We start from the raw sequence: 18,888 nt of genomic DNA on the forward strand, positions 1-18,888 counted from the left end.
CTCCGCCATTGTCTCATCGTCAGCATCAACGTCCTCCAACCACCAGGGCAACTATCCCCAACAGCATGACGAAGACGATCCAGCCACCATGCATGTGCCGGACGGCTCGTGCGATATGCCCACCATTCAGAGGTTCGAGTGGCTCGCCTAATCGCGCCCGGTGCGAAGGCTGGCCGGCATAGGTGTTGGTGCCGCCAAGTTGTACGCCAAGCAGCCATGCCATCATCGCCTCGGGCCAGCCGGCATTGGGGCTCGGGTGACGCGGGGCGTCACGCCAGGTACCGGCCAGAGCCCCCCACCGCCTTGATCCGGGTATCGCCAGCGCGGCAACCCACAGACACAGCGCGGTCAGGCGCGACGGCAGCCAGTTGGCCAGATCGTCCAGCTTCGCCGAGGTATAACCGAAATCGGCGTAGCGGGCGTTACGATAGCCGACCATGGAGTCCAGGGTATTGACCGCCTTGTAGGCCAGCGCCAGCGGCACCCCACCCAACAGAGCCCAGAACAGTGGCGCAGTAATGCCGTCGACGGTGTTCTCGGCCACCGTCTCCACCGCACCGCGTGTCACCTCGGCCTCGCTCAGCTCTTGGGTGTCGCGGCCAACGATCATCGACAGCGCCTGCCTGGCTGCCATGAGATCACCATGCACCAAGGGGCCGGCGACAGTGACAGCGGCATCGCGCAGCCCCTTGATAGCCAACGCGGAGGCTAGCAGCCACAGTTCGACCGCCAGCCCCAGCCACGGGTGCAACCGCGAAGCCCCCGCGATCACTGCCCAGACGATCCCGTAGACACCAAGCACCACCACGCCAGTCAACAGGCCGCCCTTCCAGCGTCGTGCCCGTGAGGTTCCACGGTTCCAGGTACGTTCCAGGGTGGCGATCAGCCTGCCCATGCCCACCACGGGATGCGGAATCCAGCGCGGGTCACCGACCATCAAGTCCAGAACGATCGCCGCCAGCAGCAGCGACATTCCCCAAAGCGATAGTGGCTCGAAGTTCATTCACCTGGCTCGCCGGAGACGACCCCTGCCGAGGCAAAGGTTGCCATTTCGACCAGCATGCGTGTCGCCGCCTCCAGCAATGGAAAGGCCAGGGCCGCGCCGGTACCCTCTCCCAGGCGCAACGCCAGATCGAGCAGTGGCTTGGCATCCAGTACCGCCAGAGCGATATCGTGACCCGGCTCACAGGAGCGATGGCCGAAGATCATGAAGCTGCGTGCGGCGGGACATAGCCGGCACGCCACTAGTGCCGCCACCGTGGCGATAAAGCCGTCGACGAGCACCGGCACACGACGTGCCGCAGCGCCCAGGTAGGCGCCAGCCATGGCGGCGATCTCCAACCCGCCAAGCTTGGCCAATACCTCCATCGGATCGTCGGCTTGCGGTCGACGCGCAGCGATGGCGCGCTCGATCACCGCTCGCTTGTGCGCCAGCCGCGACGTCTCGATACCGGTTCCCGGCCCCACCAGCCCAGCCACCGGCTCGCCACTCAATACCGCCAGTACGGCGCTGCTGGCGGTGGTATTGGCAATGCCCATCTCACCGACGATCAGGCAGCGGCAACCGGCATCGACTGCCCGGCTCGCAGCGCGAATACCCACCTCGATAGCCTGCACTGCCTCGTCGCGCGTCATGGCGTCGGCGTCGATGAAGTTGGCCGTTGCGGGGCGCACCTTCTCGTGCACGACATCCGGCACCACCAGCTTCGTGGCCACTCCCACATCGATGACCTCAAGACGCGCTCCGATCTGTCGTGCGAAGACATTGATGGCGGCTCCTCCTCCCGCAAAATTGGCCACCATCTGCGCGGTAACCTCCTGAGGAAAGGCCGACACCCCTTCGGCGGCCACGCCATGATCGGCGGCAAAGACCAGGACACCAGGCGGCGTCACCCGAGGGAAATCCTCGCCGGTCATGGCCGCCAGCTCCACGGCCAGAGCTTCCAGTTGTCCCAAACTACCCGGGGGCTTGGTCAAGGTATCGAGATACGCGGTGACCCGACGACCGATTTCTCGATCAGGCCCAGTGATCCTGGCTAAGGTATCGTTCAGCACGGCCGCTCCTGGCTTATCTGCTCGGGGCTTTTCATGAACAGCCCCGTGGAAAGACGCCAATGGTAGCAAAGAAGATTCACCATGCCTCGACGAGGTGCGGCACCTTGCCACACGACGTGCAGCGACTTGAGGATTATTGAACTTTTTTGCTATTGCTTCCCTAAATTGATTGGAGCTGACAACGTCAAGGAAAAGACAACCGTGAATCGACGCGACTTCTTGAAAGCCACGAGTGCGCTGGGCAGTGCCTTTCTGCCTCTTTCCTCCCTCTTCGCCGCCGTCGAAGGCCAGCCCCGGCCCATCGGCTCCCGCGAACCCTTCGATTATGCCTGGCTCAAGGGGCTGGCCAGGAACCTGTCGCAGCAGGGCTATCAATCACCCGTAGCCGATCTTCCGCAACAGTTGCAGGGCTTGACCTGGGATGAATACCAGTCCATCACCTTCCGGCCAGAACATGCGCTATGGGCCGATGAGGAGCGGTCACGCTTCCGCGTACAGCTCTTCCATCTGGGCCTCTATTTCAAGAAACCGGTCAGGATCTACGAAATCGTCGACGGCAAAGCACAGGAGCTGGCCTACCACCCAGCGATGTTCGATTACGGCCAGTCGGGAATCTCGGGACAGGCACTTCCCAAGGATCTGGGATTCGCAGGTTTTCGTATACATCATCATGATGACTGGAAACGCGATATCGCCGCTTTTCTCGGTGCCAGTTATTTCCGCGCGGTCGACAAGTCGCTTCAATACGGCATGTCGGCGCGCGGCCTGGCGATCGATACCGCCATGGGCAGACCCGAGGAATTCCCCGACTTCACGCGCTTCTGGCTCGAACGTCCACAAGCCGACAGCGAAGTCGTCAATGTCTATGCCCTGCTCGACTCGCCCAGCATCACCGGTGCTTACCGCTTCGCGATCACCAACAGCGACGGCGTAACCATGGACGTGGACGCCGCGCTCTATCCACGCAAGGCGATAGAACGCCTGGGCATCGCCCCGCTGACCAGCATGTACATGGTGGGTGAAAATGATCAGGAGGCGAGTTGGGACTGGCGACCGGAGATCCACGACTCCGATGGCCTCTCCATGCATACGGGTGATGGCGAATGGCTGTGGCGTCCACTGACCAATCCCCGCAATCTCCGGTTCAACGCCTACAGCGACGACAGCCCTTTCGGCTTCGGCCTGATCCAGCGTGACCGCAACTTCGATCACTATCAGGACGACGGCGCTTTCTACGATCGCCGCCCAAGCGTCTGGATCGAGCCCAAGGCCGAGTGGGGGCCGGGCTCGATTCAACTGGTGGAAATACCCACCCTCGACGAGACCTTCGACAACATCGTGGCTTTCTGGAACCCAGCCGCTCCCGTCGAGCCCGACAGCGAGATGCTGTTCGGCTATCGCATCTACTGGCGCGGCCTCCCACCTGCCGAGCCGGAGTTGGCGCACTGTGTCGCCACACGTACCGGCCTTGGCGGCGTCGTCGGGCAACGCCGGGAATATTTCAGTTGGCGTTTCGTGGTCGATTTCAAAGGTGGCCCCTTTCCCTTCGACGAGGATGAGAATGTCACCGTCCAGCCGGTCATCAGTCATTCCTCGGGCCGAATCGAGATAGTCTCGGCACGGCCACTCGACTCGATTCAGGGCTACCGGGCACGGTTCGATGTCGTGCCACCGGACGATAGCACCGAACCCATCAACCTACGCCTCTATCTCAAGGCGGGAGACAGGCCGCTGACCGAAACCTGGATCTATCAATGGACCCCACCGCCTGCCAGTGAGCGTGAGCTGCATAATCCCGGCCATCTGTAGTCGATCACGGTGGATGGATCAGCTTGCAGCCACGGCCACTCATTCTATACTGTACATAAATACAGTATAGAGTTATCGTGCCCATGACCATTCGCCACCCTTCCACGCCACGCAAGGGACGTGGCGCCACCTATGACCCGCACAATCGTTTCGCGCCCACGGCAAGCGAGGCCATCGACGATGGCTGGTGGCAGGACGAGACACCATCACGCATCGCCACCGAGGTGCGTGACGAAGCGACCAAAAGCGCCCTGTCATGGAACCGCTCGCCAGACCTTCCCTTCGATCGCTCGCTCAACCCCTACCGCGGTTGTGAGCACGGTTGTATCTACTGCTACGCTCGGCCAAGCCACGCTTACTGGGATCTGTCCCCCGGGCTCGATTTCGAAACGCGGCTGATCGCCCGTACCGGACTGGTGGAACGGTTACGCGAGGAACTCTGCAAACCCGGCTATGTTTGCCGGCCGATCAATCTGTCCGGCAACACCGATTGCTACCAACCCCTGGAAGCCGAACGCCGCACCACTCGGGCAATCCTCGAGTTGCTGCTGGAATGTCGGCATCCAGTCACCCTGGTGACCAAGAGCGCATTGATCCTGCGCGACCTGGATTTGCTCGCGGCCATGGCCGAACGACGCCTGGTGCGTGTCTTCATCAGCCTGACCAGTCTCGACAACGAGCTCAAGCGCACACTGGAGCCACGTACCGCTTCGCCCCAGGCACGCCTCAAGGTGATGCGTGAGCTGAATACCGCCGGCGTGCCGGTAGGTACCCTGATCGCCCCCGTGATACCCGGCCTCAACGACCACGAGCTGGAACACCTGCTGGAAGCTGCCAGTCGTTCCGGCGCCCGAAGTGCGGCCTGGATGCTGCTGAGACTGCCTTTGGAAGTCGCGCCACTGTTCGAAGACTGGCTGGTCACCCACTACCCTGAACGTGCGGCCAAGGTGATGAGCCTGATGCGTCAGTGTCGAGGCGGTGAAACCTATGACTCGCGCTTCGGCAAACGCATGCGCGGCGAGGGCGTGTTCGCAGACCTGCTGGCCCAGCGCTTCACCAAGGCCAGCCGTCGCCTGGGCATGCAGGGTCGGGCTGAAACGGGGCTGGATTGCAGTGGCTTTCGTCCTCCTCGCGCTCAAGGCGATTTGTTCGGAAATACTGAATAAATGCCTGCGCGACTCAATCGCTGCGTTGCGCGGTGCGCGGAAGCCTCACAAATACTCCATAGGCTCCGGTTGACTCAAAACCTGCGGTTTCTCGCCCCTTCGGGGCCATCCTTCGGATGTTTGTCGCTGCGCTCGGTTCTGTGCTCCGGGCGCCTTGCGCTTGATGACGCTCGTCGATTTATTCAGCGTTTCCTTCGGGTAAGATGGCATCATCACGCCTCTTCCGGGGAGTCACATCATGGCCGGCAAGCTCAGCAAGACCAAATCCAGTTTCTATCGCCGCCTCTATGTGGCCTACCTGATCGATACTGGCGTCGCCACCAGCGTCCCCGCCTTGACCGAAGCCACCGGCATGCCAAGGCGTACCGCCCAGGACACCATTCACTCCCTGGCCGAACTGGATATCGTCTGCGAGTTCGAGCGTCACCCTGGGGCACCGAACAATATCGGTCGCTACGTGATTCGCGACTGGGGAGCCATCAATCGCCGCTGGATCATGCATCACTTGACACATATCAAGGATTCGCTGGGTTACCCCTGAACATTCGCGATTCGCTATGCTCGTCTCATGGACCGCCCGCTGATCGCATTATTGTCCCTCATGTTGCTGGCCATGCCGCTTACCGGATGCGGCAACCATGTTGTCATTCAGGAACCAGGGCCAGGCGCCGCTGCCGCCAGCCTGGAAAGCTTCCACGTGATCGCCAACGACGGTTACCGCTTGCCGCTCAGACACTGGTCGGCAAAAGGCACTAGACGCGCGGTGGTACTGGCCGTGCATGGCTTCAATGATCACGGTGGCAGCTTCGAGATCCTGGCCGACTCGCTCACGGAACATGGCATCGAGGTCTATGCACACGACCAGCGAGGTTTCGGCACCACCGCGCAACGTCGCTTGTGGCCGGGCGAGGACCGGCTAACCGGGGACGTCGCCACCATTGCACGTCTGCTACGCGAGCGTTACCCGCAAACGCCACTGTATCTGGTCGGCAAGAGTATGGGGGCCGCCGTGGTCATGCTGACCATGGCTGGCGACGACCAGCCGCCGGTCGACGGTAGCGTGTTGATCTCACCGGCCATATGGGGCCGCAGTGCCATGCCCTGGTACCATCGCCTAGGGCTGTGGCTCGGGGTCCGCCTGATTCCCTCCACCACCTTCTCGGCCCGCATGACCCAGCGCCTTGGCATCGAACCCACCGACGACCCCGAGATCAAGCGGCGCCTGGCCGAGGACCCGCTGATCTTGCGCAGCGCCCGGGTCGATACCGTGTATGCTCTCACGGGAATGATGGACAACGCGCTGCGCGCCGCTTCGCGACTCACTGGCCCGGCCCTGATTCTCTACGGCGGAGAAGACCAGGTCATTCCCCCCCAAGCGATCTGCATCATGCTCGAACGCCTGACAGACGCCAAAACCACCCCTTGGCGCATGGTGTTCTACCCTGCCGGCTACCACATGTTGACGCGCTATACCGGCCGTGACCAAACCCATGCCGATATCGCCAGTTGGCTTCTCGACCCCGAGGCTCCTCTGCCATCACACCATGAGGTGACACCCGTCGAGGCCAGGCGACGTCTTTGCAACCCCTAGCATGGTTTCTTTCGCACTTTCGTCTTCCGCCTTTGTAGTGGGGAAAAGACTGGCGCCGCTAAGCCGAAGAAACTGCGCAAGAAATGTGCACCGACTGTGACATAAAGCAAAAAACTGCCCCTGGCGGTCGCTTTGACAGTCCGAGAAGCCCGTGATAAAGAAAAAGGTTCGGGTTCTGAAGACATGCTCTCACAGTCAGTCCCAGTCTCCATAAAGAACCACTAATAAAGTGTGGCTGATTATTACAATACAAGAAATGCTTACATGTAGAAGGATACAGCATGCAAGTAGCAGCCCAGTGCCAAGCCCATGACCATATCGTCCAGTTCTACACGGACGATGACTTTCTTGCCGATGTGGTAGCCGACTATCTGTATGCCGGTGCTCAAACCGGCGAACGGCTGCTGGTGATATTGACCGCGACTCACCTCGATGCCGTCATGCAGCGGTTGGAGGCCAAGGGGCTGGACACCCGCTCGGCAATGGCCAGCAACCGGCTTACCACCTTCGACGCCCACACCACACTCGACGCCATCATGCGAGATGGCATGCCCGACGAAACCTTGTTCGAGCGCCACCTGCTGGGCAGAATCGGCTCCCTATCGCACGATCATCGCCCCGTCCGCACGTTCGGCGAACTCGTCGACCTGCTCTGCGCAGCCGGCAACGCCAAGGCGGCAATACGCTTGGAAGAGCTCTGGCACGAGGCCTGCCATCGGTTGTCGATGTCGCTACTGTGCGCCTATTCCATGGCCAACTTCCACGAGACCAACGACAGGGCGGACTTCGATGCCCTATGCGACCTCCATTCCCATGTCTTGCCGGCCGAAGATTATTGCCTGTTGCCCCCTCACCAACGGCTGCGCGAAGTTACCCGTCTCCAGCAACAGGCCCAAGTGCTACGCCACGAATCGGCATGCCGCGCCAAGGCCGAGCATGCTCTCAACGCCACCCAGCAGCTATGTCACGACATGCTGGCGGAACTCGCCGATCATGCTGGGCATGATGTGCTGACCGGACTGCCGAATCGGCAATACGCCCAGAACCGCCTGGCGGAGATCATCGCCAACAAGACGGATAGTGCGCAAAGAACCGCTGTGCTACACATCGATGTCGACCGGCTACAGTCGATCAACGACTCGCTAGGGCTCGACATGGGCGACTACTTCCTGCACCGCACCGCGCAACGCATCAAGCGCTGCCTACGTCAGGGCCAAGTCGTCAGCCGGTTGGGCAGCGACGAGATGCTGGTGATACTGCCGAATCTTGCCAAAGCCGAAGATATCCAACCGATCGTCGAACGGCTGCTGATCTGGACCAGCGAGCCGGTGGAACTGGCGGGTCACAAGGTATTCGCCAGTTGCAGTGTCGGCATCAGCCTGTTCCCCGACCACGGCCGCACGGTCCATGAGCTGATTCGCAACGCAAGCCTTGCCCTGCGGCAAGCGCAGCGTAGTGGAAGCCGCCAGTACCAAGTCTTCACACCGGAACTGCAGCGCAATGAACCGAACCGCATCGCCTTGCGTGGCGCATTACGCGAAGCCCTTCCACGTGGAGAACTGGAACTCGTCTACCAACCGCTGGTTTGCGCACAAACCAGCCAGGTAATGGCGGTGGAAGCGCTGCCGCGCTGGAACTCGCCACGGTTCGGCCTGATGGGACCACAGCAGCTCGTAAGTGCAGCCGAAGAAGCCGGCCTGACCGCCTCCATCGGCCAATGGGTGTTGGAAAAAGTCTGTCGGCAAGGGCGAAGTTGGCTGGACTCGGGGGTCGGCCTGAAGATGAATCTCAACATCGCCACCGCGCAGTTGCTGCGTGACGACCTCGTCGACAAGGTCGCGGATACACTAGCCGAGAGCGGCCTGCCAGGCAGGATGCTGGAGATCGAGCTGACCGAAAGCGTATTGATGAGCGACCCCCAGCGAGCCAGCAACATCCTGTGCGGCCTCAAGGGCATGGGCGTGAGACTGGCCATCGACGAGTTCGGTAGCGGTCATTCGGTATTGACGCAGCTCCATCGTTTCCCAGTCGATACCATCAAGCTCGACAAGACCCTGATCGAAGGTGTCACCGACAATCCCCATTGCCGGGCGATCGTGCGTAGCCTCATCATCATGGCCCATGAACTGGGGCTTCAGGTCGTCGCCAGCGGTGTGGAAACTCGGGAGCAAGCGATCCTTCTGCGCCATAAAGGCTGCGATATCCTTCAAGGCGGACTCTGGGCTCCCCTGGAATACCGCGGCGATATTGACGAGGCCGAGGCCTAAACCGGCTGATCTCCCCACGACAGCCCCTATATATCCTGTCGCCACTCAGCGCCCCACTCGAAGACAGTCACAGGAAACCGCGGCGGTGGAGAAACGCCGCGTGCCGAACCTCCTCCGCCTTGACTGAGCGCTGTTTCCAACTACGCCTACACTTGTGGAATGTGAACCGACCTAGCCTTGATGCCGTTCGTCGATTTATTCGGTACCTCCCTAAAGCAACCGTCGGCGGATGCTACGATTCCAGGTCCGGCAAAAGATACGACGTTTACCCTCGTAGGCATCGAGAGTGGCGTGCAGCATGAAGTCCTGCGCATTCGATGTCAGTACGGTACGCGTCACGGTCCGGACCTCCCAGTCGCCCTGACGCAGTTCGCGTTCCCAAAGGGTCTCACCACGAATGGAGTCGAAATCGTCGTCCCGGGAGCTATACCATTCCACGGTCCTGGTGCTCGCTTCGATTCCTGAGTCTTCCAGCCGCATCCGCCCCCTGTCATTGATCACTTCCAGGGTCGACAGGTCCTCCGCCAGATCACGATGCACGTACCAGTTATGATGCGGGGGGTCGATCAACGTCTGGTCGATCGAAGGCGCCCCTTCGGGTTCCTCAAAGGCGCATAACTCGGCATCCTCGGCTCGTGGTAGGCGCACGGGCAGGCACAGTACACTGCCTTGGTCAAAGACCGTCAGGCGCACGCGTTCGGGTGGCGGCCAGGCCAGTGGCCAGTAGGAAGTGGAAAGGGAAAGGCGCAACCGATGGCCACCGGGAAACACTTGCGCCACGTGATTGAGGGGCACCGTGACGCGGTAGCGACGATCCGGTACCAGCGGCGAAGGGACCTCATGCCCGTCCCGGTGGGTCAAGTTCAGCAGGCCATAGGTCACCCGGGTCGCCTTGTCGTCGGGCGCCACATCGGAAAGTCGCACCGCGACCATGGCCACGGGACGACTGGCGGCTAGTTCCAGTTCGCACACGGGAGCCCCCATGACCTCGACGTCGTCGTCCAGCGGCGGACTTTCGAAGATCAAGGCTCCGCCGTCCTCCTCACGTTGATCATGGGCCAGATCGGGACCTGCGGCATAGGAGCACCACTTGCCGGCAAACAGCCCGCAGGTCAGCGGCGATTGCACGGTCATCGCCGTTTCGGCATGTCGTCGCTTGCCGTCGAGCGCCAAGCGACCGGGGGCCAGGGGCAACCGCCAAGGCTGGACATGGGGCGAAGGCCAGCATGGCTCCGCCACCCAGCGGCCAGGACGATGCCCGTAACTTGTGGTCGGCAGCACGCTATCCTGCATCCATACCCTGAGTGCCGGATCCCGATCCACTCCGGTATCCTCACCCTTGAGCCACTGGTCCCACCAGCGAAGACACTCCTGCAGGAAGCCGATGGCCGGCCCCGGCTCCCCGAGGTGGGGATACATGTGGCTCCAGGGACCAATCAGCCCCTTGCACGGGCCTGGCAGGTTCTCCACCAGGCGTACCACCGCGTTGGAGTAACCGTCCGCCCAGCCACTGGCGGCGAGTACGGGGGTCTTCACACGCGAGAAGTCCTCACAGATCGAACCATGTTTCCAGTAGGCGTCACGATATGGATGATCGAGCCAGGCAGCCAGCCATAGGCCACTCCCCTCGAGACGCTGTCGCCACATCTCCCGCCAGCCCTCGCCCACCACCGTCGGATTGGGGGGCAATGAGTTGTAGGCGAACATCGTGGAGGCCCAGGACAGGTTGTCGCCCAACAGGCACCCTCCCATGTAGTGGACATCGTCGGCGTAGCGGTCATCGGTGGAACAGACGCTGACCACCGCCTTGAGCTCGGGAGGGCACCGGCTGGCAAGTTGCAGACCGTTGAAGCCACCCCAGGAAATTCCGATCATGCCCACCTTGCCGTCGCACCAGGGCTGGGAGGCGATCCAGCGCAACAACTCCTCGCCATCCGCCAGTTCCTGCTCCAGGTATTCATCACGCAATACACCCTCTGAATCGCCGCTGCCCCTCAGGTCCACGCGCATCGAGGCATAGCCATGACCCGCGAAATAGTGATGATGGATGGCGTCACGCTGGGCGGACCCGTCACGCAACCGGTAGGGAATGTATTCGAGGATCGCCGGTACGGGACTGTCCTGCGCCCCTTCCGGCAACCATAGCCGTGCATTGAGACGAATCCCGTCAGGCATGGGGATCCACACCGGATCAAGACACTCGACGCGATAGGGAAAATCAGTCACGACTCTCATGATGGCCTCCTCTCACAGCGCAGGACTTCCCCCTCGGGTCGGAGCAGGACAGCAGAACCGACTCATGCCGTCGCATCGATGGAAACGGGATCGATGTCGAAAGGCAGCATCTTCCGGCATTGGATGATCCGCTCGCGCAGCTCCCTGCGGTTGTAGGCGCCGACGAAAAGCGCACCAAGCTCGTAGGAAAAGGAATCCTGGTGGAGCAGGTCCGACAACCGCATCCCCTCGCGCACATTGATATCGACCTTCGTCCCCGGAAAGGTTTGCTCGACACGACGAATCTCTTCCGTTGACGGCACCCTTCGAACGACGCCATCCTGGAAGACACGGATCATTTGCTTCGCGGCAACCGGGTAGCGACCTTGCCGGTGTGGCATACGCGGCGCAATCCCCAGCGCCACATCCACCATTACCTGAAAATGCGGGGCTCCATCGACCAGGTGGAACAGCGCCGCATGCGATCGCGAAAGGCGGGCGTTGATCTCCAGCAACCAGAGGCGGCCGCTCCGAGGGTCATGATAGAACTCGATGTTGAACGGTGCGTCGTCGTAACCGATCCGTTCTATGAAGCGCTGCGTATAGGCGAACATTCGCTGTTGCACCGACTCAGGCAGACGGGAAGGATACTCGTAACGTGACAGGACCGAGGGATGGCGGCGATCCCGTACACTGTCGACCACCCCCGTCAGAAAGACCTCGCCGTTCTGCACATAACCTTCCAGGGTGCACTGGAGACCGGCGGATATGATCGACTCCACCACGCAGTAATGACCGGTCACCGTTGCTATCTCATCAGGCACTCGGGCACGCGCCATGACCTGCTCGAAGGGCTTGCCGAAGCGACCAATTCCCCCTTTGATCATCGGTAACACCTCACGCAGCATCCCGGCATCGTCGACCTGGAAGCCGAGATGAGAGGAGTGGGCCGTCACCGGCTTGATCCAGAAGGGATAGTCGATGTGAATCCCCTCGACGGCATCTGTGGCGAAAGGGTCGACGGCCTGGAAGGGCGGAACGCATTCCGGTACCGAGCGACTCTGCTCGATACGGCTCCAGAATTTGTGCTCGCACTTCAACACGGCCTCCAATGTGGGGCCGCGTAGTCCCAAGCGATGGCGCAGCACAGGGGCAAGGGCGCTGGTAGGAAAATCCCAGTAGCCAACGATGGCATCCACTGCCCCCGGGAACCGCTCGAGCTCCGCCACCGCATCCGCCACCAATCGGTCGAACGGGTATTCGTCGGCAAACACTACCTCGTCGAGGGTCAGGAGCCCATGAAACACATAGTCCTGCGCGTGCTTGAGCTGCAGCAGTAGCTGCTTACCCAACTCCTCGTAGCCAATCACGAACACGTTCCAGGGCATTGCCATACCCCCGTGAATGACCTGATCGGACCGTCAGCTCGCTGCAGCGGGCTGGCGACGTTCCTCGACTCACGTACGCTTTTAATATTATCGTCCTTTTTCCATTTTGGAGCCTGTCATGAGCGATCGCGAAACACGCCACAAGAAAGCGATGCAGAAGCTGAAGTCGCATGTCGACGAGAAGATCGACAATGCGACCGAGCAACGTGGCCTGTTGCTGGTGTTCACCGGCAATGGCAAGGGCAAGACCACGGCAGCCTGGGGCACGGTAACGCGTGCCTTGGGCTACGGTTACAAGGTCGGCGTGGTGCAGTTCATCAAGGGCTTGTGGGAATGCGGCGAGCGCGAGCGACTGATCGACGATGACAACCTCGAGGTGCAAGTGATGTCGACCGGGTTCACTTGGGAAACCCAGAACCGCGAAAGCGACACCCAAGCATGCCAGAAGGTCTGGCGTGAGGCTGAGCGCATGTTGGCCGACCCTTCGGTATATCTGGTCGTACTCGACGAGATCACCTATATGCTCAAGTTCGGTTATCTGGAGTTCGAGGCACTGAAGAAGGCGCTCGACAATCGCCCCTCCGAACAGACGGTAATCGTTACCGGGCGCAACGCTCATCGAGAGTTGGTAGCGATGGCCGATACCGTCACCGAGATGCAGGAGACCAAGCACGCTTTCAATAGCGGTATCCAGGCCCGACGTGGTATCGATTATTGATGCCAGTGACGAACTTCCATTCCTTCGCAGCTTCCAAGCAAGGAGACACACCCCCTGAAGACACGGAGGTGTATCAAGACACTTCGGACTTCGCATGGAGTATCAGATGAACGCCAAGGGAATTCTCGATCAGCTCATGAAGCAAGCCGGCGGCAGCAGCGGCGGAAAAGGCCAAGGCAGCAGCGGATTCGACGTCAATCAGTTGATGAATGGCCTCTCTTCCCAGCTTAGCGGCAGAGGTAGCCAGGGTAGCGGTGTCGACATGAAAAGCCTGCTGGGTGGTGGTGCGCTAGGGCTGCTGATCGGCTCCAAGCGCGGTCGCAAGGTGGGCGGCAAGGCTCTGAAATACGGCGCTATCGCCGGCGTGGGCGTCTTGGCCTGGAAGGCCTGGCAGAACTATCAATCCGGACAGGGCGACGACGCTCGGGAAGGCCAGCCGCTGGAGCGGCTGCAAGGCCAACAGCAGGAACGGCGCAGCCTGGAAATTCTGCAGGCGATGATCATGGCGGCACGAGCCGATGGCCATATCGACGAAGCCGAGCGCGCGCAGTTGACCGAACAGATCGATGCCTTGGGGGCCGACGAGGAGTTGCACGCTTGGGTCGAGCGACAGTTCCAGGCGCCACTGGATGCCGAAGCGCTGGCCAAGCAAGCCGACTCCCCTCAAGCCGCACGCGAGATGTATCTGGTCAGCGTGGCAATGATCGATGACCAGAATCCCATGGAGCGTGCTTGGCTGGATCAGCTCGCCAAGGCACTGAAGCTGGAGCCCGATATGGCGACCGAGCTGGAAAAGCAGGCACTCGAGGCTTCTTGATCGTAAAAAAACAGCGACCGAGCGGCCACCACGACCGAAAGGTCGAAACGAAACAGACCGAGAAAGTTTCCGGACGCCCCACAACGTGGGGCGTTGTTGCGAGCATGCCTCAGATCTCGAAGCCCAAGCCAAAATCCTCAGCGGAGATCGTCATCAGCGACGCGGCACCCGCCTGGATCATCTGGGCGTGGGCGCGGGTACGCGGCAACAGGCGTTGGTAGAAGAAACGCGCGGTATCGAGCTTGGCCTTGTAGAAGGCATCTTCATCGCCGCCCAGGGACCGTTGCGCCTGCTTGGCGGCCCGCGCCCACAGGTAGGCCAGGGTCACGTAGCCGGAGTACATCAGGAAGTCGACGCTGGCCGCGCCCACTTCCTCGCGATCGTGCATTGCCTTCATGCCCACCTCCATGGTCAGCTCCCCCCACTCGGCGTTGAGCTTGGCCAGCGGTTCGATGAATTCCTTCAACGCAGGGTCACCGGCCTTGGCCTGGCAGAACTTGTGGATCTCCTTGGTAAAGAGCTTGAGCGTTTCCCCTTGGCTCATCAGCACCTTGCGGCCCAACAGGTCGAGTGCCTGAACGCCAGTGGTGCCCTCGTAGAGACGGGTGATGCGCGCGTCACGCACGAATTGCTCCATGCCCCACTCACGAATGAAGCCATGACCGCCCAATACCTGCACACCTTCGTTGGTGGCTTCGAAGCCGACTTCGGTGAGGAAGGCCTTGACGACCGGGGTCAACAGGCCCAGCAGTGCCTCGGCACGTTCGCGCTCGGCGGCGTCCTGGTCATGCTCGACCAGATCGACCAGTTTCGCGGTGTACATCACCAGCATGCGCCCGCCTTCAGCGAAGGCCTTCTGGGTCAGCAGCATGCGGCGCACGTCAGGGTGCACAATGATCGGGTCGGCGGGCTTGGCCGGTTCCCTTGCACCGGAAAGGGCGCGCATCTGCAAGCGGTCGCGGGCATAGGCCAGCGCATTCTGGAAGCTGGCTTCCATCAAGCCCAGGCCCTGGATACCGACTCCGATACGCGCCACGTTCATCATCGTGAACATGCAGGCCAGGCCCTTGTTGGGTGGGCCGACCAAAAAACCGCGAGCAGCATCGAAGTTCATCACGCAGGTGGCATTGCCGTGGATGCCCATCTTGTGCTCCAGCGAACCGCAGGTCACGCCGTTACGTTCCCCCGGGTTGCCATCGGCATCGGGCAGGAACTTGGGTACCACGAACAGCGAGATGCCCTTTGAGCCTTCAGGGGCATCGGGCAGCTTGGCCAGTACCAGGTGGACGATATTCTCGGCCAGGTCGTGTTCGCCGGCGGAAATGAAGATCTTCGTGCCCGAGATTTCGTAAGCGCCGTCACCGGTCGGCACGGCACGGGTCTTGATCAACCCCAGGTCGGTACCGCAGTGCGGTTCGGTCAGACACATGGTGCCGGTCCATACGCCCTCGACCAGTTTGGTCAGGTAGCTGGCCTTCTGCTCGTCGCTACCGTGATGGCGCAGGGCATCGGCGGCGCCATGGGAAAGCCCTGGATACATGCCCCAGGCCAGGTTGGTGGCGCAGATCATTTCCGAAAGCACCATGCCCAGCGAATGCGGCAACCCCTGTCCACCGAACTCCGGTTCGGCTGACAAGCTCGGCCACCCCCCCTCCACGTACTGACGGTAGGCCTCCTTGAAGCCCTTGGGCGCCTTGACCTCGCCGCCTTCCAGCAAGCAGCCCTCCCGGTCACCGCTCTGGTTGAGCGGCAATAACACTTCACGAGTGAAACGTGCGCCCTCCGCGAGAATGGCGTTCACCACGTCGGGCGAGGCCTCTTCACCGCCTGGAAGGCGAGCATAGTGGGCGGGGAAGTCCAACATTTCGTCCATCACGAAACGCAGATCGCGCAGAGGGGCTTGATAGTCGGGCATGTCGAACACTCCTGGAATCGATGCAAGGCGGCCAAGCCAATTCAAACATATGTTTGAAATTAGCCAGTCCAGCATCGACAGTCAAGCGTTCGTTTAAATCGAGCGTCGAGCGCTGGAAGCTGGAAGCTGGAAGCTGGAAGCTGGAAGCTGGAAGCTGGAAGCTAGCGTCAAGGGTTTTTCTTCAAGCTTCCAGGCGCGGAGCGCCGCTCTTCAAGCTTCTAGCTTATGACTTCCAGCCGCGGAGCGCCGCTCTTCAAGCTTCGAGCTCCTGACCCGGCGTAGCCGGGTTTATTGCATCCGAATTCCGCCATCGAGGCGAATCACTTCGCCGTTGAGCATGGGATTGACGATGATCTGCTCGGCGAGCATGGCGAACTCCCCCGGTTTGCCCAGGCGCTTGGGAAACGGCACCGACGCCGAGAGCTCGGCCACCGCTTCGTCGGGTAGCTCACTCATCATTGGCGTCTCGAATACGCCCGGCGCAATGCTCATCACTCGGATGCCGTGCCGCGATAGCTCTCGGGCCAACGGCAGGGTCATGCCCACCACACCGGCCTTGGAGGCACTGTAGGCAGCCTGGCCCACCTGGCCATCGAAGGCGGCAATGGAAGCCGTGGTGACGATCACCCCTCGCTCACCGTCTTCACCCTGCGAGTTCTTGGTCATGGCGGCAGCGGCCAGACGCAACACGTTGAAGGTGCCCACCAGGTTGATGTTGACGGTCCGCACATAGGCGTCGAGATCGGCCGGCTTACCCTCGCGGTCGACCAACTTGGCGACACTGACGACACCGGCGCAGTGAACCACCCCATGCAGACCGCTGCCCTCGCCACCCACGGCAACCGCCTTGTCCACCGCCGCTTGCATGTCGTCTGCGGAGGTCACATCACCGCGCACCGCGAGGGCTGCATCGCCCAAGCGCTCGGCCAATGCCTCCACCTTGTCGCTCAGGTCGCACAGCACCACCTGGCCACCGCCGGCCACCAGCCGCTCGGCGGTAGCCGCTCCCAGGCCGGAGGCCGCTCCCGTTATCAAAAAGGTCTTGTTACGTACTTGCATTGCCTTGCCTCTACTCTCAAGTCAGTGACCATGGGCGGTCATCATGGCGATCAGCTCACGCGCCAGTTCTTCCGGCGATCGTTGTCCAGCCGGGTCGTACCAGCGTACCGTCCAGTTCAATGCACCCAGCACGAAGCGCGACACCAGAAACTTGTCACCGCGAATCAGGCCCGCTTCCAACGCATCGGCGATCACCGATTGCCACAAGGCCTCGTAAGCATCGCGCAGGTGAATCAGGTGCTCACGGGACGCCTCATCCAGGCGGCGCCACTCGTAGAGGGCGACGACATGGGCATTACGGTCGGTCAGCAGGGTTTCCAGATGTGCTCGCGCCATGGCGTGCAAGCGTGCTTCCGGAGTGTTCTCGCATTGCGCCAGCGACTCTTTGGCAATGGTCAGGGCATTCTGGGTTCCCTCCTCGATCACCGCGCAGAGAATCTCCTGCTTGTCGCGGAAGTGATGAAAGAGACTGCCCGACTTGATGCCCATTTCCTGGGCCAACATACGCACCGTGGTGCGGTCGAAGCCCTCCTGCACGAAAAGTTGGGCGGCGACTCGAGTCAATTCCTTGCGGCGGGGTGAGTCATTCACTACATTCATCGCATTCACACTAGCGCTTGCTTGGTTACGATTGAGCAAACCATAGCCACCTATAATGGTCAACGCTAGAGGACCACGAGAAATTCCAGGAGCCCCGCCATGTCCCACCACGACGATATCGTGATTCTTTCTGCAACCCGGACACCCATGGGCGCCATGCTAGGGAGCCTCGCTAGCCTCACCGCACCCGAGCTCGCCGCGACCGCCATCCGCGCCGCCATCGAGCGTGCGGGCCTTGCCGCCGAGGCTTTCGACGAAGGCATCCTAGGCTGCGTGCTCCCCGCCGGGGTCAAACAAGGACCGGCGCGTCAGGCCATGCGTCAGGCCGGGATTCCCGATGCCATCGGCGCCACCACCATCAACAAGCTATGCGGCTCGGGCATGAAGGCGACCATGCTGGCCCATGACCTGATTCGCGCCGGTAGCGGCGAAATCATCCTGGCCGGAGGCATGGAATCGATGTCCAATGCCCCGCATGTGCTGACCAAGGCGCGCAGCGGCTACCGCCTGGGTCATGGTGAGTTGAAAGACCACATGTTCCTCGACGGCCTGGAGGATGCAGAGACCGGCAAGTTGATGGGTGCCTTCGCCCAGCACATCTCCGATGAGCGTGGTTATTCCCGCGAGCGCATGGACGATTTCGCCATCGCCTCGCTGGAACGGGCCATGGCGGCGCACGAGGCCGGTTACCTGGCAGGTGAGATGGTTCCGGTGACGGTGTCTACGCGCCAGGGTGAAAGCATCGTCGACCGTGATGAGCAGCCTTTCCAGGCTCGGCTCGACAAGGTTCGCAGCCTCAAGCCAGCGTTCTCCAAGGACGGCACCATCACCGCGGCCAACTCCAGCTCGATCTCCGACGGCGCCTCGGCGTTGATCCTGGCCAGCTCGGACGCCGCCCGCGTACATGGCGTCACTCCCATCGCGCGGATGCTCGGCCACAGCACTCATTCCCGGCATCCCAGCGAATTCACCATCGCACCGGTGGGCGCCATCGGCAAATTGATGGACAAGCTCGACTGGAGCGTGGACGACGTCGACCTGTTCGAGATCAACGAAGCCTTTGCCGTGGTTACCCTGCTGGCCATGGATGGGCTCAACCTGCCACACGACAAGGTCAACGTGTTCGGTGGTGCCTGTGCCCAAGGCCACCCTATCGGCTCCACCGGCTCGCGGATCATCGCCACCTTGATCAACGCCCTGCGCGTCAAGGGCGGCAAGCGTGGCATCGCCAGCCTGTGCATCGGCGGCGGCGAAGCCACTGCCGTGGCGATCGAGCTGGTCGACTGATC

At 61.4% G+C, this 18,888-nt stretch carries 15 protein-coding genes; 8 read left to right on the forward strand and 7 right to left on the reverse strand.

Going from position 1 to position 18,888, the window contains the following annotated elements; translation table 11 throughout:
* Positions 1-25: 25 nt before the first annotated feature.
* Both cbiB and cobT read right to left on the reverse strand, forming a co-directional pair.
* The gene (gene cbiB / locus IE093_RS03760; RefSeq protein WP_189466338.1) at positions 26-1,003 is read right to left on the reverse strand and encodes an adenosylcobinamide-phosphate synthase CbiB; all 978 of its coding nucleotides are present in this window, start codon (positions 1,001-1,003) and stop codon (positions 26-28) included.
* Positions 1,000-2,052: a nicotinate-nucleotide--dimethylbenzimidazole phosphoribosyltransferase gene (gene cobT / locus IE093_RS03765; RefSeq protein ID WP_189466478.1), complete on the reverse strand. Its 1,053-nt coding sequence runs from the start codon at positions 2,050-2,052 to the stop codon at positions 1,000-1,002. Before cobT ends, cbiB begins: the two co-directional genes overlap by 4 nt.
* A gap of 204 nt (positions 2,053-2,256) precedes the next feature.
* Between cobT and IE093_RS03770 the strand changes: the two genes are divergently transcribed.
* The 5 genes from IE093_RS03770 (at position 2,257) to IE093_RS03790 (ending at position 8,888) form a co-directional block, all read left to right on the forward strand.
* Entirely contained in the window at positions 2,257-3,864 is a 1,608-nt protein-coding gene (locus IE093_RS03770) for an OpgD/OpgG family glucan biosynthesis protein (protein WP_189466339.1), read from the forward strand.
* A gap of 83 nt (positions 3,865-3,947) precedes the next feature.
* Positions 3,948-5,030 (forward strand): PA0069 family radical SAM protein, encoded by a 1,083-nt coding sequence (locus IE093_RS03775; protein WP_189466480.1) that lies wholly within the window; start codon positions 3,948-3,950, stop codon positions 5,028-5,030.
* Between the two features lie 238 nt (positions 5,031-5,268).
* The gene (locus IE093_RS03780; protein WP_189466341.1) at positions 5,269-5,571 is read left to right on the forward strand and encodes a winged helix-turn-helix domain-containing protein; all 303 of its coding nucleotides are present in this window, start codon (positions 5,269-5,271) and stop codon (positions 5,569-5,571) included.
* Between the two features lie 72 nt (positions 5,572-5,643).
* Positions 5,644-6,621, forward strand: coding sequence for an alpha/beta hydrolase (locus IE093_RS03785; RefSeq protein ID WP_229803214.1), 978 nt, complete (start codon positions 5,644-5,646; stop codon positions 6,619-6,621).
* A gap of 281 nt (positions 6,622-6,902) precedes the next feature.
* Entirely contained in the window at positions 6,903-8,888 is a 1,986-nt protein-coding gene (locus IE093_RS03790; protein WP_189466345.1) for a putative bifunctional diguanylate cyclase/phosphodiesterase, read from the forward strand.
* A 210-nt stretch (positions 8,889-9,098) separates the two neighbouring features.
* On the opposite strand, the gene IE093_RS03795 is transcribed toward IE093_RS03790, so the two are convergent.
* Both IE093_RS03795 and IE093_RS03800 read right to left on the reverse strand, forming a co-directional pair.
* Positions 9,099-11,123 carry a CocE/NonD family hydrolase gene (locus IE093_RS03795; RefSeq protein ID WP_189466347.1) on the reverse strand — a complete coding sequence of 675 codons (2,025 nt, stop codon included), beginning with the start codon at positions 11,121-11,123 and terminating at the stop codon, positions 9,099-9,101.
* A gap of 62 nt (positions 11,124-11,185) precedes the next feature.
* Positions 11,186-12,490, reverse strand: a complete 1,305-nt coding sequence (locus IE093_RS03800; protein WP_189466349.1) for an ATP-grasp domain-containing protein — start codon at positions 12,488-12,490, stop codon at positions 11,186-11,188.
* Positions 12,491-12,608: 118 nt separating this feature from the next.
* Here IE093_RS03800 and cobO point away from each other — a divergent pair, with 118 nt between their 5' ends.
* Together cobO and IE093_RS03810 are read left to right on the forward strand one after the other, a co-directional pair.
* Positions 12,609-13,208 (forward strand): cob(I)yrinic acid a,c-diamide adenosyltransferase, encoded by a 600-nt coding sequence (gene cobO / locus IE093_RS03805; protein ID WP_189466351.1) that lies wholly within the window; start codon positions 12,609-12,611, stop codon positions 13,206-13,208.
* 106 nt (positions 13,209-13,314) lie between these two features.
* Positions 13,315-14,025: a tellurite resistance TerB family protein gene (locus tag IE093_RS03810; RefSeq protein WP_189466353.1), complete on the forward strand. Its 711-nt coding sequence runs from the start codon at positions 13,315-13,317 to the stop codon at positions 14,023-14,025.
* 109 nt (positions 14,026-14,134) lie between these two features.
* On the opposite strand, the gene IE093_RS03815 is transcribed toward IE093_RS03810, so the two are convergent.
* The 3 genes from IE093_RS03815 to IE093_RS03825 all read right to left on the reverse strand — a co-directional run bounded on the left by IE093_RS03815 (position 14,135) and on the right by IE093_RS03825 (position 17,599).
* Positions 14,135-15,940, reverse strand: coding sequence for an acyl-CoA dehydrogenase C-terminal domain-containing protein (locus IE093_RS03815; protein WP_189466355.1), 1,806 nt, complete (start codon positions 15,938-15,940; stop codon positions 14,135-14,137).
* A gap of 288 nt (positions 15,941-16,228) precedes the next feature.
* Positions 16,229-16,999 (reverse strand): SDR family NAD(P)-dependent oxidoreductase, encoded by a 771-nt coding sequence (locus IE093_RS03820; RefSeq protein ID WP_189466357.1) that lies wholly within the window; start codon positions 16,997-16,999, stop codon positions 16,229-16,231.
* A 21-nt stretch (positions 17,000-17,020) separates the two neighbouring features.
* On the reverse strand, positions 17,021-17,599 hold the full coding sequence (locus IE093_RS03825; RefSeq protein WP_189466359.1) for a TetR/AcrR family transcriptional regulator: 579 nt from the start codon (positions 17,597-17,599) through the stop codon (positions 17,021-17,023).
* A 99-nt stretch (positions 17,600-17,698) separates the two neighbouring features.
* Between IE093_RS03825 and IE093_RS03830 the strand changes: the two genes are divergently transcribed.
* Positions 17,699-18,886 carry an acetyl-CoA C-acyltransferase gene (locus IE093_RS03830; RefSeq protein WP_189466361.1) on the forward strand — a complete coding sequence of 396 codons (1,188 nt, stop codon included), beginning with the start codon at positions 17,699-17,701 and terminating at the stop codon, positions 18,884-18,886.
* Positions 18,887-18,888 lie beyond the last annotated feature (2 nt).

This window comes from Litchfieldella qijiaojingensis, from assembly GCF_014651875.1.
Taxonomy (GTDB): domain Bacteria; phylum Pseudomonadota; class Gammaproteobacteria; order Pseudomonadales; family Halomonadaceae; genus Litchfieldella; species Litchfieldella qijiaojingensis.